General features: G+C 60.4%; 12 protein-coding genes and 2 tRNA genes. 7 read left to right on the top strand and 7 right to left on the bottom strand.

Translation table 11 applies throughout. The features are described from left to right. Positions 1-41: 41 nt before the first annotated feature. Positions 42-1178 carry a glycerophosphodiester phosphodiesterase gene (locus CKV89_RS07535; RefSeq protein ID WP_028327748.1) on the bottom strand — a complete coding sequence of 379 codons (1137 nt, stop codon included), beginning with the start codon at positions 1176-1178 and terminating at the stop codon, positions 42-44. A 121-nt stretch (positions 1179-1299) separates the two neighbouring features. Here CKV89_RS07535 and CKV89_RS07530 point away from each other — a divergent pair, with 121 nt between their 5' ends. The 6 genes from CKV89_RS07530 (at position 1300) to CKV89_RS07505 (ending at position 8101) form a co-directional block, all read left to right on the top strand. Beyond that, the gene (locus CKV89_RS07530; protein WP_084441321.1) at positions 1300-2505 is read left to right on the top strand and encodes a PucR family transcriptional regulator; all 1206 of its coding nucleotides are present in this window, start codon (positions 1300-1302) and stop codon (positions 2503-2505) included. Between the two features lie 114 nt (positions 2506-2619). Further along, a complete protein-coding gene (locus CKV89_RS07525; RefSeq protein WP_028327746.1) occupies positions 2620-3810 on the top strand; it encodes an acyltransferase domain-containing protein in 1191 nt (396 codons plus the stop codon). Positions 3811-3876: 66 nt separating this feature from the next. Further along, the gene (locus tag CKV89_RS07520) at positions 3877-4911 is read left to right on the top strand and encodes a beta-ketoacyl-ACP synthase III (RefSeq protein WP_028327745.1); all 1035 of its coding nucleotides are present in this window, start codon (positions 3877-3879) and stop codon (positions 4909-4911) included. Positions 4912-5024: 113 nt separating this feature from the next. Beyond that, entirely contained in the window at positions 5025-5276 is a 252-nt protein-coding gene (locus CKV89_RS07515) for an acyl carrier protein (protein ID WP_028327744.1), read from the top strand. A 114-nt stretch (positions 5277-5390) separates the two neighbouring features. After that, entirely contained in the window at positions 5391-6641 is a 1251-nt protein-coding gene (gene fabF, locus CKV89_RS07510) for a beta-ketoacyl-ACP synthase II (protein ID WP_028327743.1), read from the top strand. Then, positions 6638-8101: an acyl-CoA carboxylase subunit beta gene (locus tag CKV89_RS07505; protein ID WP_267879307.1), complete on the top strand. Its 1464-nt coding sequence runs from the start codon at positions 6638-6640 to the stop codon at positions 8099-8101. The genes fabF and CKV89_RS07505 overlap by 4 nt, the downstream gene beginning before the upstream one ends. Before the next feature lie 129 nt (positions 8102-8230). Here the strand turns inward: CKV89_RS07505 and CKV89_RS07500 are convergent, their stop codons facing one another. Beyond that, a complete protein-coding gene (locus CKV89_RS07500) occupies positions 8231-8740 on the bottom strand; it encodes a DUF3145 domain-containing protein (RefSeq protein WP_028327741.1) in 510 nt (169 codons plus the stop codon). A gap of 486 nt (positions 8741-9226) precedes the next feature. Between CKV89_RS07500 and CKV89_RS07495 the strand changes: the two genes are divergently transcribed. After that, positions 9227-9493, top strand: coding sequence for a hypothetical protein (locus CKV89_RS07495; protein WP_028327740.1), 267 nt, complete (start codon positions 9227-9229; stop codon positions 9491-9493). A gap of 95 nt (positions 9494-9588) precedes the next feature. Here the strand turns inward: CKV89_RS07495 and CKV89_RS07490 are convergent, their stop codons facing one another. From CKV89_RS07490 to dnaG, 5 genes are all read right to left on the bottom strand, one after another. After that, on the bottom strand, positions 9589-11292 hold the full coding sequence (locus CKV89_RS07490) for a cellulase family glycosylhydrolase (protein WP_084441319.1): 1704 nt from the start codon (positions 11290-11292) through the stop codon (positions 9589-9591). A 182-nt stretch (positions 11293-11474) separates the two neighbouring features. Next, positions 11475-11548 (bottom strand) — tRNA-Ile (locus tag CKV89_RS07485). A 71-nt stretch (positions 11549-11619) separates the two neighbouring features. Then, positions 11620-11692, bottom strand: a tRNA-Asn gene (locus CKV89_RS07480). A 65-nt stretch (positions 11693-11757) separates the two neighbouring features. Then, complete coding sequence (locus CKV89_RS11870; protein WP_154657700.1) at positions 11758-12330, bottom strand: hypothetical protein; 573 nt, start codon at positions 12328-12330, stop codon at positions 11758-11760. A 27-nt stretch (positions 12331-12357) separates the two neighbouring features. Beyond that, positions 12358-14298, bottom strand: coding sequence for a DNA primase (gene dnaG, locus CKV89_RS07465; RefSeq protein WP_028327736.1), 1941 nt, complete (start codon positions 14296-14298; stop codon positions 12358-12360). Between the last annotated feature and the right edge of the window lie 50 nt (positions 14299-14348).

The following is a 14348-nucleotide window of genomic DNA, read 5'->3' as shown; positions in this document are numbered from 1 at the left end:
TTGACCGGAGCCCCACTGTCATTGTTACCGCATCACATCAATCAACTTTTGCTGCGCCGAAGCTGCTCACGTGCCTGGTAGCCGGTGTCAGGCTGGTCAGTGAAGAACCCATCGATACCGGTTTTGAGGTAGGCGACGATTTCGTCGCGACCACGGCCGTACTGGCTGTCCTTCGTGCCGACGCGGTACTCCTTAGGCAAGAACGTGTTCTCATTCCGGAACGTCCACGGAATGACTTTCAGGCGTGCTTTGTGCGCATCAGCAACCAAAGAAGTCGGTTTGCCCAAGGTGCCTGCAGACGTACGTGGGATGATCTGCACCTTCTCAGGGCTGATGCCATCAACGCTACGGGCAAGCCGTGCTAGTGAGGCAGGCTTGAGCAGCTCGGCGTAGGTGGTTCCGCGCGCAGCAAGGTCAGCTGGGCCACCCTTAGAGGCAGTGAGGAAAGTGGTGTTGGCGCGATAACCGTACTTGCTCTTCAAATCGCGCAGATTCGTCAACTCAAAAGACTGAATCCACATCGGGGCACCCGGACGGTTCAGACCGAAGCGAGCTGTCTCGGCCACAACCTTTTTCTCCAACGGCAACCCGATCTGACGGTGATACGTGGAGTGCTTAATTTCGGGGAGCACACCGATGGGGCGTTTGTACTTCGCGCTCAACCGTGCACGCAGTTCAAGTACTTCACGGTACGTAGGCACCTGATAGCGGCCGTTGTACCGCGCCGAACGGTGACGGTACGGAAGTCGTTCTTTAGCGCGGAGAGTTTTCAGCTCTGCCAGTGTGAAGTCTTCAGTGAACCAGCCGGTCATTTTTTCGCCGTCGATCGTGACGGTTTTCTTACGCCGGGCGAATTCAGGACGCTGAGCAACATCGGTGGTGCCGCTGATCTCAGGCTCATGCCGATCAACCAACACACTATCTTTAGTGGAAACAAGATCAGGCTCGATGTAGTCAGCGCCGTACTGAACAGCTAGCTCGTAGGCAGCCAGCGTGTGCTCGGGACGGTACCCAGAAGCACCACGGTGAGCAATCACCAAAGGTGAGCGCATTGCAGTGCCTTCTGACCCAGGAGAGTGGTACTCCCCCGGCTGTGAGGCGTGGGCAGCGGTGGCCGTAGCAGTGAGAAGGCCAACAGCCGCCGCAGTGGCGAAAATACGTGCGCAGGTGCGTTTCATGAGGTCATCCCAGCGAAAACGTTCCCCGGGGTCAAGGCTGTGGTCAACTAAATCGCTTGAGCACGAACGGTATGCGTTCACCTGACGGTCTAATACAGGCAAGGCGGCCTACACTCCGAGCATGTCGCCGGATCATTCACGCCCGACGCAGATCCGAACCAGCACCCTCGATGCCATCACTGCTTCAGCAGACCACATCACCGCCGCAGTGCGCAGCTGTCTAGAAGAGCGGCTCGCGTGGTATTCACGCTTACCCGCAGATACCCGCTCGTGGGTGGGGATTCTTGCCCAGTCCGCTATTCGTGCGTTCATTGCCTGGTACCGAGCTGGACAACGCGAAGGTGAATCATTCGCCTCAGTGTTCTCGCTAGCACCGCGAGAACTCACCCGATCCATCAGCCTGAGCCAAACCGTAGAACTCACCCGCACCGTGGTCTCAGTCGTGGAAGAACACGTGATGGCGCTAGCAGCCGCAGATGAAATCGATGCGGTACGCGCAGCCGTAGCAACGTTCTCTCGCGAAGTCGCATTCTCAGCCGCCCGCGCCTACGCCGTCGCAGCTGAATCCCGCGGAGCCTGGGATGCCCGAATGGAATCCCTCGTCGTGGATGCGGTTATGCGCGGCGAATACGACGATGACGTCGTCTCACGAGCAGCCACGATCGGCTGGCATGACCGACACAGTGTGTTCGTTGTCGTGGGAGAAACCCCCCACGCTGCCGACGAAGCCGTTGACCAGATGCGCTCCCACCTACGACGGCAACGAATAGATTCTCTTTTTTCTGTCCAAGGACGCCGGTTGGTTTTGATGATTGGCGGCGCCGAGAACCCCGGAAAAACCGTCAGCGAACTCTCGCACTGCTTCGGGCCAGGGCCACTGGTGTACGGGCCAAGCGTTGCGCACCTAATGACGGCAAACAAATCTGCCCATGCCGCGCTCGCGGGAAGCCGTGCATGCCCAGGGTGGGTGAATGCGCCTCGACCAGTAGCCGCCGAGGAGCTGTTGCCCGAGCGGATTCTTGATGGTGATGTCACGGCGCGCAGGCATCTGGTTGAGCATGTTTTTACCCCCCTAGATGCCTTGGGTAACGGGCTGTTGGAAACAGCCGACAGTTATTTGCGCTGCGGCCGCAGCGTGGAAGCCACTGCGCGCTCATTGTTCGTCCACGCCAATACGGTCCGGTACCGGCTTTCTCGTATTGAAGAGCACATTGGCTACGACCTCACCAACCCGCGTGAGGCGTATGTCGTGGAAGTAGCCCTGACCGTGGGGCGCCTTGAGGCTGCGGCAGCAAGCCGTGCAGATGATGGGGCAACTCGTCAGTAACTTCTTCCACTAACGCTCAACGAAGAAAATTTGTAGGAATTACACAAAATACTCACGAGTACTTCAACCGGTTTCCCCCTGCGGAGTTACCGGACATCACGGAAAGGTGAACGTGTGCTTGCGATCGTCAGCCCCGGACAGGGGTCCCAAAAACCCGGCTTCCTCTCTCCATGGCTAGAGCTTCCCGGCTTCCAGGACCGTCTCGCATGGCTCTCTGCCGCCGCAGACCTTGACCTCATCACCCACGGCACGGTCTCCGGCGAAGAAACCATCAAAGACACCGCCATCGCCCAGCCCCTCATCGTTGCGGCCGGGCTGCTATCGCTGCTTTCCCTGTTCGAACACCCGGCAGACGGATTCCGTGCCATCGGTGTCGGTGCTGGCCACTCCGTCGGCGAAATCACTGCAGCAGCCGCCACCGGGGTCATCACCGCCGAACAGGCCATGGTGTTTGTGCGCGAACGAGGCAAAGCAATGGCCGCGGCAAGCGCCGTCACCCCCACAGGGATGTCAGCAGTCCTGGGAGGTGAGCGCGAAGAAGTCCTGACACACCTGCAGTCTCTAGGGCTGACCGCAGCGAACTGCAACGGTGCTGGCCAGATCGTCGCCGCAGGCACACTCGAGCAACTCGCTGCCCTTGCTGCGCAGCCACCGACCAAAACTCGGGTTATGCCGTTGAAAGTTGCTGGCGCGTTCCACACCCACCACATGGAGCCAGCCTCCTCAGTGCTTTCTGGATACGCCCGCGCCATGAGCACCCACGATGCCCGGGTGCCCCTCATCACCAACCGCGACGGCTCTGTCATGACCAACGGGCGCGCTTTCCTGAACGCGATGGTCGACCAGGTGACCCGCCCAGTCCGCTGGGACCTCACCATGGAAACCATGCTGGCTATGGGCGTCACCGGCATCATCGAAATTCCCCCAGCTGGAACCCTGACAGGGCTAGCCAAACGAGCGATGAAAGGTGTCGAGCGTCTGGCGCTAAACACCCCCGAAGACATCCCTGCCGCCAAACGCATGATCGAAGAACACGGCAGCAGCGAGTGCTACGCCGGTAGCGCCCCCGACTGGCGGCTCATCGTCTCCCCAATGAAGGGCACGATCACATTTGCTGAAGGTGTCAGCACTGAAGAAGGTGACCCCCTCGAGGCAGGTCAAACCCTCGCCACCATCAGTTCACTCCGTGAAACCGCCCCCGTGATCGCCTCTAGCGAATCCCGTGTCATTGAATGGCTTGTCGCTGATGGCGACCCTGTCTCCCCGGGAATGCCGCTGTTGCGTCTCTTCCCTGCCACCGAGTGAACGACCCACGGCAGCGCAGATGCGAGACCCTGATCGCAACAGCATGCAGTGTAGGTAGGAGACATCATGAGTGAGCTGCGACTTCAAACCACTACGGGGGCACCAGGATCCAGCATCCTTGGCATCGGTGACTACCGCCCATCCCGGGTAGTGCCCAACGCCGACATCGTCGAAGCGATCGACTCCAGCGACGAGTGGATCCGCGACCGTTCCGGCATCGCCGAACGCCGCGTCGCCAACGAAAACGAAACCATCGTCTACATGGCCGCCAGGGCCGCTCAAGCAGCCCTGGACCACGCAGGCATAGCTGCAGAAAAAGTTGACCAAGTCATTCTCGCCAGCGTGACCTACCCGACTTTGACTCCGGCAGCAGCACCAATAGTTGCCACCGAACTAGGCATCACCGGTGCAGCCGCCTACGACCTCAGCGCCGCCTGCTCGGGCTACACCTACGGCATCGCTGCAGCCGATTCGGCTATCCGCACTGGTCTATCCACCTACACCCTCGTGATCGGTGTGGAGAAGTTCTCCGATTTCCGTAACCCCACCGATCGCGGAACAGCATTCATCTTCGGTGACGGCGCTGGCGCGGCTCTCGTTGGCCCTTCCCCCACTGCCGGTATCGCCCAAACCATTTGGGGAGCCGACGGTAAGCACAGCGATTTCATCGCCCAAGAACCAAACTGGCTTGAATATCGCCGCCGCATCGAAAACCCCAATGCCACTGATGAAGAACGACGTTGGCCATGGATTGGGATGCAAGGACCATCCGTTTTCCGGTGGGCGTCCTACACGATCCTCGACGTCGCCCGCCAAGCTCTCACGGCCGCTGGGGTCACCGTCAACGACATCGACGTTTTCATTCCCCACCAAGCCAACGTCCGCATCATCGACGCCATGGCTAAGAAGCTCGAACTGCCTAGTCACGTCATCGTGGCACGCGAAGACATCGCAGAAATGGCGAACACCTCCGCTGCTTCCATACCCTTGGCCACGGCTCGGCTCTACCGAGAAGGACGCATCCGCAGCGGCATGCTCGCTTTGCAGATGGGTTTCGGAGCCGGATTGACCTGGGCAGCCCAGGTGGTCCGCCTCCCGTGAACGACCCGCCAGGCCCGACGGGTAATCGGGCCCTGCCACGCACCGTGGCAGACATAACACCCACTCACGGCGCCCTCGCGGCTCGTGAGCAGGCATAACGAAAGGAAAACACCATGGCAGCGACCGAGCAGGAGATCCTCGCGGGCCTCGCCGAGATCGTCAACGAGGAGACCGGCGTCGAGACCTCCGAGGTCGAGCCGCAGAAATCCTTCACCAACGATCTGGACATCGACTCTCTCTCGATGATGACGATCGTCGTCAACGCTGAAGAGAAATTCGATGTGCGTATCCCTGATGAGGAAGTGAAAAACCTCATGACGGTTCAGGACGCAGTGGACTTCATCAAGATCGCCCAGAGCGCCTGATCGCAGTCATAGCGCGGGTGTCGCAGGGGCTTACACCCTCTGGGCACCCGCGGCCCCTAGCCCAGTCGTCGAGCCGAGCCAGCTCCGACGGCCCCATGACCGAGGAGTTCACTCATGTCCACCACGCTCAAGCGTGTCGTCGTCACAGGTATGGGGACGACCAATCCACTCGGTGCTGACGCCGAAAGCACCTGGCAGGCCGCTCTTGCCGGAACTTCTGGCATCCGACACATCGAGGCCCCGTGGGTTCAGCAGTACGACATGCCTGTCACCTTTGCTGGACAACTTGCCCAGCCTGCATCTGAGGTCCTCACCAAAGTAGAGATACGCCGGCAAGACCCCGCCACCCAATACGCTCTCATCGCGGCACGTCAAGCATGGCGCGATGCCGGCGCACCCGACATCGAATCCAACCGGCTGGCTGTGAGCGTAGGAACCGGTATCGGTGGCGTGCACACCCTTGTTGACGCCTGGGAAACGCTGCGCACGAAGGGCCCTCGCCGTATTTTCCCGCTGTCGGTGCCGATGCTGCTCGTGAACAGCCCCTCAGCAACGGTGTCCTTAGAACTGAAAGCCACCGCTGGGGCGCATGCTCCTGTGAGTGCGTGTGCTTCCGGAGCTGAGTCCATCGCTGATGGGCTTGAATTGATCCGCAGTGACAAAGCCGACATCGTCGTGGCCGGAGGCACCGAAGGGGCCATTCACCCCCTGACGATCGGTGGCTTCTCTGCGATGCACGCCCTATCGACACGTAACGAAGACCCTCAGGGCGCTTCACGCCCCTATGACATTGACCGTGACGGCTTTGTCATGGGTGAGGGATCGGCAATCCTTGTGCTGGAGGAATACGAGCACGCCGTTGCACGCGGTGCCCGCATCTACGCAGAGCTTGTCGCTGCGGGCCTATCCAGTGATGCCTACCACGTAGCCGCTCCTGAACCTGAAGGCGCCGGGGCCGCACTATCAATCCAGCGGGCACTGAGCGAAGGCGATATCGACCCAGCATCGGTGGTGCATGTGAACGCACACGCCACCTCCACCCCAGCCGGTGATGGCGCAGAAGCCAAAGCTATTCGCGCTGGTTTGGGTTCCCACGCCGACCACGCATGCTTGACCGCCACGAAATCCATGACGGGACATCTGCTTGGTGCAGCGGGTGCATTGGAGTCGGTTTTCACGATCCTTACGTTGCGTGATCGCCTCGTGCCAGCCACTCAGAACTTGGAGAACCTCGATCCCCAGATTGACCTGGATATCGTTCGTGGCCAGAACCGGGCCTTGCCTGCTGGTGATGTGGTTGCGTTGAACAACTCGTTTGGTTTCGGAGGGCACAACGTGACTTTGGCGTTCCGGAGCGTCTCGTGACTTCCCGGACACCAAGCGTGGCTGCTACGCAGGCTGCACAGGCTGTTCGAGAGCGAATTAAGGTTCCGCGCGAGGAAGACCCCCGGCACCCGCAGCGCCGGTTGGAGCGTTTTTTCGACGAGGGCACGCTCACTGTTATCTCTGATGATGACTTGTCGGGAATGTTGGCCGGTATCGGTCAGGTACATGGCAACACGGTGGTCGCCTTCGCTGCCGACCCGACAGTGCAAGGCGGAGCAATGGGCGGTGATGGCTGCCGCGCTGTCGTGGCCGCCTACGAACGGGCTCTGGTCGAGGGCTGCCCCGTAGTGGGGTTGTGGCATTCCGGTGGTGCACGGCTAGCTGAGGGTGTGTTCTCGCTGCACGGCGTGGGGTTGATCTTCGCGATCATGACCAAAGCCAGCGGCAAGATTCCGCAGATCTCTGTTGTGTTGGGCCCTGCTGCTGGTGGCGCGGCGTATGGTCCGGCGTTGACCGATGTTGTCGTGTTGGGGCCGCTGGGACGCATTTTTGTCACAGGCCCCGATGTGGTGCGTTCGGTGACTGGGGAGCAGGTTGATGCGCTGCGACTAGGTGGCCCTGAGCCCCATGGTCGTCGTTCTGGCGTGGTGCATGTGGTGACCGATTCTGATGAAGAAGCCTACGAGCGTGGTCGCCAACTGTGTGATCTGCTCGGCGCCAATAGCCAGGGGTCGTTGGACCCTGCATCGGTGCAGGATCGGGATTTGGTGCGGTTCTTACCGGATTCGGCTAAGCGTGCTTTCGATGTTCACCCGCTGGTCGAGGATCTGCTTGACGCTGACGCTACAACGATTGAGCTGCATCCGAAGTGGGCGCCGAACATCGTCACCACCCTGGGGCGCCTGGGTGGGCGCACGGTGGGAGTTATTGCAAATAACTCACTGCGTCTGGGTGGGTGTTTGGATGCCACGAGTGCAGAGAAGGCCTCGCGGTTTGTGCGGATGTGTGATGCGTTCGGTATTCCACTGATTGTGGTGGTGGATGTGCCGGGGTATCTGCCGGGCCTGGGCCAAGAGTGGGATGGGGTGGTGCGTCGTGGCGCCAAGCTGTTGCACGCGTTCGCTGAGGCGGTGGTTCCGCGGGTTACGCTGGTGACGCGTAAAACGTACGGCGGTGCCTATCTGGCGATGAACAGTCGCGCTTTGGGCGCTACGAAGGTGTTTGCGTGGCCCGATGCCGAGGTCGCGGTGATGGGTTCTGTTGCCGCGGTGCGGATTTTGCATCGGCGGAAGTTGGCGCAGGTCCCTGCCGAGGATGTGGAGCGTGTGGAGAGTGAGCTCGCGGTAGAGCACGAGAGGCTTTCTGGCGGGTTGCCGCGCGCTGTTGATATCGGTGTCGTGGATGAGATTGTCGAGCCGGGTTTGACGCGTGGTGTGATCGCGGCGGCGATCGCGGCTGCTCCGGCGCGTCGAGGTGATCACGGGAACATTCCGCTGTGAGGTTGGCGGCGTAATTGCCTATGGCTGTGGGGCCAGCCCATCAACGGGGCTGGCCCCACAGCCATGCGTGGTCCCAGGAGTTGTGTGTGCGGGCATGGTGGTACTGCCGCACGAGTGGCGGTGTGTCGCTTAGCTCACGCGGTAGAGCCAGCGTTCGGGGCGGCCATCGCCGGCATGGCGGAAGTTGTCGAGTTCGACGTCCCAGGCAGTGCCTAGGGCTTGATCGAGTTCGTGGCGCAGGGCGGTGGCGTTTCCGTGGCGCATGGCTGCTCGGATGCGGTCTTCGTTGATAACAGCATCCCCAGAGGCGGAGATCCAGGTGTGGTGGATTCCTAGTGAGGGGGTGTGGGACCAACGTGATCCGTCGAGGCCGGGGCTGGGTTCTTCGGTTACTTCGTAGCGCAGGTTTTCCCATCCGCGCATGGCGCTGGCGATGGCGGCGCCGGTTCCAGGTTCGCCGTACCAGGTGAGGTCGGCACGCATGAGTGAGCGCCCGAGGGGCTGGGGTGACCAGTCGAGGTCGACCTTGCCGCCGAGCACTGATTCGAGCGCCCAACTGATATGTGGGCATAGTGCTGCTGGGGCCGAGTGGATGTACACGGCTCCTCGTGTTGTGTTGCCCGTGGGCTTTCCAGACATCCGGTCCTCCTGGGTGTGTGTGGGACGTCTTCCCCAACGCCCATAGCTGGCACCCATGTGACCGGTTTGTATGTGGTTGTGTGGGCCGTCCAACTCCCCAGCTGTAGGACCCGTGGTCGATCGAACTGTGTGGTTGCCGCGCACCCCTGCGCGGCGGTGAATTCTTCACTCGGAGTGGTTTTGCGTTGTTCGTGGTGAACGTTTTGATCGGTTGTCCGATTGAAGATTTTTAGTTCGATTGATCGAAGAACATTGTGCCTCAAATGTGTTGCCGAGCGTGGAATGAGCGCGCTGTGGCTTGTCGACAACGGGAGGTCAGTTACGCCTGTGGCTACTGGACACTCGATCAAGACGTGCGCTTCACTTATGGAGTGATCGCGGAAGAACGGAGCTTCTTCCACGCCGTGGTTCGCATGGGGGTGCACTGCGGCGGGGGCCGACGGAAACTCCGGCGGACCACGACATGTCTCTACAAGGGGGAGATTCATGACGGACGCACCTGTTGCACCCGCACCGGGAATGCAGAGCGCCATGGCCATTCTTACCGCTCGGCTGCAAAGTATGGATGGCGGTTGCACCGTCAACGAGTACGTCAACATTTTGCGTGAGGAGATGGAGGATCAGGATCCATTGATCCTGACTTCTGCGATGGCTTCTCTTGCATCGGCATTGTTGGCGATTGCTTCTGGCGGGACCAATATTCCTCCGTATGAGTTGCTGTCCACGATTGGGTTGACGCTTGCGGATGCTTGATCGTTGACGCCAGTGTCCTGAAGCGCTGGTAATGCTGTGACGAAAGCGGGGGCCACTGCACTAGTGCAGTGGCCCCCGCTTTTTGCCAGGTGGCATTAATGAACAGTCAGGGTTTTTTTGCCTGGTTGTTCGTGCCAGTTGCCGTCGGTGCTTTGGTAAGCGACGGTGTAGGTGTAGGTGCCAGCGGGCAGGGACTGTTTGGTGCCGTGGTGACGCTGCAGTCCGGTCAAGGTGGTGTTTTTGGCCGTCCAGATGTCCCAGTTGGCTCCTGATGAGTCCCGCATGGCGACGATGAGGGCGTTGACGGCTAGTTTTCCGTCAACGCTAGTGACGATGTCTGCGGTGGCGCCTCGGGCAGTGTTGTTGATGGTTGCGTGAGCGGCGCTGAGGGTGTTGGGGGTGGCTCCGACGGTGTGTTTACCTTCGCGCGTGGGGCCGTTCCATTTTCCGTTGGTGGTTTGCCAAGCTGGGGCGTAGGTGTAGGTGCCCGCAGGCAGCGCTGCACGGGTGGCAGTGAAGGTTTGTGACCCACGCAGCGTGGTGGCTGCACGGACGGGGATGTCGAATACAGCTCCGGCTGAGTTGCGTACGGTCATGCTCAATGCTCGGATGGGGACGCTTCGGGTGGTGTAGAGGCTGAAAGTGGCTTTGGTGGTTTTTCCGTTTGTGGTGAGGTTAGCGGCAGGTGCTACCACGTATCCGGTTCCTGGCTTTGCGGCCGGTGGTGCTGGGGTGGTGGTGCCTGCAGGCAGAGGCTGGGCATTGAGAGCAGTAAGGACCGCTAGGGCTGGCTTGGCCGTGCCATTTAGGCGGTAGAAGCCGAAGTGTCCTTCGCTGGTGGGGTCGCTGGTGTCAGTGAGGGTATACCAAAACAGGGGGCCGTGTTTACGGATTTTGGTCCATGCTGCGTGGCTTTCACGCATCATCCGGGCGGCGTCGTTTTCGGTGGTGCGGTATTGGCCGCCGGTGGGGAATCCAGCTTCGGTTGCCCAGATCTCTTTGTTGGCGTCGCCGTTTTTGTCCATGATGGCGCGGATGATGGGAGCGGTAGACATCTCCCCTCCCCAGCCGTAGCGCAGGTCTGAGTAGGGGTGCACGGCTAGGGCGTCAAAGAGGCCTTGGGGTTTTTGGGCGTAGACGCCGGTGTACCAGTCAATGGGGGTGATGTCGGGGGCGCCTGTGGCTCCGCCTGTTCCGCCGGCGATAGTGATGGCGGCGGGGTTGACTGATTTGATGGCTGGGGTGGTGGCGCGTAGGAGTTCTACGTATGCCGCTGGGCTGGGGGTGGGTGACCAGGCCTGGTCGAGGTTGGGTTCGTTCCAGATTTCCCAGTGGTTGATTTTGCCTTTGTAGCGGGCGGCGGCTTGTTTGGCGAACCCGGCGAAGGCTTTGCGTTCTGAGGCGGTGCGAGGTGCGTATCGGTAGTCGGTGCCTGCGGGGCGTGCGTAGGGCGCCATTGTGCTTAATACGCCTAGGGGTCGGAGCCCTCGGGCGCGGGCACCTTCGACGATGCGGTCAAAGCGTGCCCAGTCTGCTTGTCCGGGTTCCCAAGAAATCTGGCTCCAGGGGACGTCGAAGCGTAGCCATTTGACGCCGCTAGCAGCGACGCGATCGAGATCGTGTTCGAGTTGTCCGGGAGGTCCCCAGGCCAGGCGGGTGCCGGGGATGGCCATGCCGGATTTCTGAGACCAGGTAGTGCTGGAAGCTGCTGAGGCGGGTGCGGCTTGGCCGTTCATTGCGCTGAACGTGACGAGCATGAGGGTGAGCGACCAGGTGGCCACCGAGCGCATACGACGCATGGAGATCTCCCAGGGGTAGAGGGTCGAACAGCTGATCGACCCTGCTGGGAGGGTTCTTAGGTCGCGCGTCAAAGACGCTCGGGTTAAACGTGATTCAGGGCACGCATAAAGACTTTGTGTGGTGTTTGGGGATGAGGTCGCGCGGAAAGAAAGGGGAGAAAAATTTTTCTACCGCGTATCGGTAGGCCAGGTGGGGCTTGAACCCACGACCGACGGATTATGAGTCCGCTGCTCTGACCGGCTGAGCTACTGGCCCGTGGCTCGCTACTGCGAGTGAATATGCATCACGCCCCGCCCTGAATTCAGGACGGGGCGTGATGTGCTTTGCTCCCCCGGTTGGACTCGAACCAACAACCCTCCGGTTAACAGCCGAATGCTCTGCCAGTTGAGCTACAGGGGATCGCTGCTGAAAAGAACATTAGCAAAGGTCTGCCGAGAAAACGAAATCGAGTGTGCAACCACCCCTCACGACCCCATCCCAGCCCTACTCGCCGCCCGCCCAACCGACTCAGGCAACCCCACCTGCTCACACAAATTCACCAACACTGCCTCCCCATACGCAGCCCGCTCCTCATCACGCGGACGCTGCCCCCGAGCCCACACCAACTGCGCGGACAACTCCTGCGTCTGCGGATCACGACGAATCGCCGCCCGCCCAATCCGCACACCATCACGCTCAAGATCAACCGCCACCACCACCGAACGACTCACCCGCTCATGCACACTCTCAGCCAACCGCGTCGCAGACCCCACAGCCGTCCACTGACTCCCGCGACGCCCATCCACCCACGCCACAGACAACGTCGCCGTCCCCGGCTCCCACACCGCACTATCCACCTCACCCCACCTACCAACATCCATCACCTCACCCTGGACATCCACGACCACCAACCGCCCAGTCGTAGCCACAATGAACGCCCCGGCATACTTCTCAGCCGCCCACGCCAACACACGCTCACCACGCCCCGTCACCGCATCCCGCACAACCTGCGGCAACACCGGAGAGGACTTCCTCCACAAAAAACGCATGACACCCATCCTCACCCACCCCCTAGCCAAAACACATCAATCTTCTGTGTGTTTCAACGCCGCCAACTGACCCTGCAACGCAGTCAACTCCTGCGCCACATACCTAGCCCGCTGCGGATCCATCGCCTCAGCACGCCGCAAATCACCCGCCGCAGCCGCAATACGCGACCGCAACGTCTCCTCCTGCACAGCCACAAGCAACGACTGCACAAACCGCTTACTAGGCAACCCCGTCTGCGGATCCAACCGAGTCAACAACGGAGTCACCACCAAAGAACTCACCGTCGGCCCCGCCTGATCACCAGCCTGCGCCCGCACCAACTCCACCCACGCAGACGCACTCACCGAAGTGTGCTCACCCCAATGCGTCAACACTGCTAACAACACCGCAGCCAAACCCGGATCCGTAAACTGCGCCCGCACCAACGGCATAATCTCGCTGTCATCAAGAGCCCCCGGATACTGCAACAACACCTGCAGTACCTGAAACTCCAAATGCACCACACGATTACGTAAATCCGGACGCGGAAACACCAATGACGCAGACTCACCATTAGCATCCGGACCAGATTCCGCACGCACCGGCGAAACCTCTCCCCCAGAGGCAACTACACGCTGACGCCCACCATGCACCTGCGCATCCGGGCGCCGACCCCCCGCACGCGCACGCTCAACAGCACCAGCCACCAGATCAACCGGCACACCAATCCATGTCGCAGCATCATCGACATACATCCGCGACAACGCCTCACCATCAATACCAGCCAAAATCGGCGCCACCGCCTCAATCGCGTGGGCCTGACCCTCCCTGGTCTGCAAATCAAAACGCCCGATCGTTGTCCGCGCCGCGAACTCAAACATCGGCGTCGGCTTCTCAATCAAATGCTCAACCGCAGCCTCGCCCTCAGCCAGGCGCAAATCACACGGATCCATCCCATTACGAGCCACCGCAACAAAACTCTGTGAAACCCACTGATCATCCAACTCATAAGCCCGCATAGCGGCCTTCTGACCAGCAGCATCACCATCAAACGTGAAAATGACTTTCCCATCACCGTCATCACGCAACAACCGCCGCAACACCTTCACATGCTCAGCACCAAACGACGTGCCACACGTAGCCACCGCACCCCGCACCCCCGACAGGTGCATCGCCATCACATCCGTATACCCCTCCACCACCACAGCACGACGCTGCGAAGCAATCGCCTTCTTCGCCAAATCCAACCCATACAGCACATGAGTCTTCTTATAAATCGGCGTCTCAGAGGTATTCAGATACTTCGCATCAATCCGGTCATCATCCAAAATGCGCCGCGCACCAAACCCCACCGTCGCGCCCGTCACATCCCGAATCGGCCACATCACCCGGCCCCGGAACCTGTCATACAGCCCCCGCGAAGAACGCCCCGTCAACCCCCCAAGAGTTAACTCCTCTTCCGTAAACCCCCGATCCAACAACAACCTCGTCAGCACATCACCACCACGCGGGGAATACCCCACCCCAAACATCTGCGCAGCCTTGGAATCAAACCCACGACCCCGCAAAAAATCCCGAGCAGGCCTAGCCTCACGCGCACCAATCAACGCCTCGGCATAAAACTCCTCAGCAACCCGATGCGCCTCCATCAACCGCGTCCGACGCGCCCTGCCTGACTCCGCAACCGAAGACTCATCACGCTGCAGCTCCACCCCCACCCGAGCCGCCAACCGCTCAACAGTCTCCACAAACCCCAGGTGCTCAATCTCCTGAACAAACGCGATCACATCACCCCCGGCACCACACCCAAAGCAATACCAATGACCATGCGCAGGACGCACATGAAACGACGGCGAACGCTCATCGTGAAACGGACACAACCCCTTCAAACTGTCCGACCCAGAACGCGTCAACGTCACATGCTCACGCACCACATCCTCAAGATTCACTCTCTCCTTTACGAGAGCGACATCTTCCTCACGCAGCAGACCCGCCATCCCACCTCACCAATCACACTCACACGCCAACAAAGCGCACACGGCAGTCT

Origin of the sequence: Dermatophilus congolensis (assembly GCF_900187045.1) — a bacterium.
GTDB classification, from domain to species: Bacteria; Actinomycetota; Actinomycetes; order Actinomycetales; family Dermatophilaceae; genus Dermatophilus; species Dermatophilus congolensis.
The sequence above is the reverse complement of the archived record's forward strand: the minus strand, read 5'-3'. Positions and strand labels throughout refer to the sequence as shown.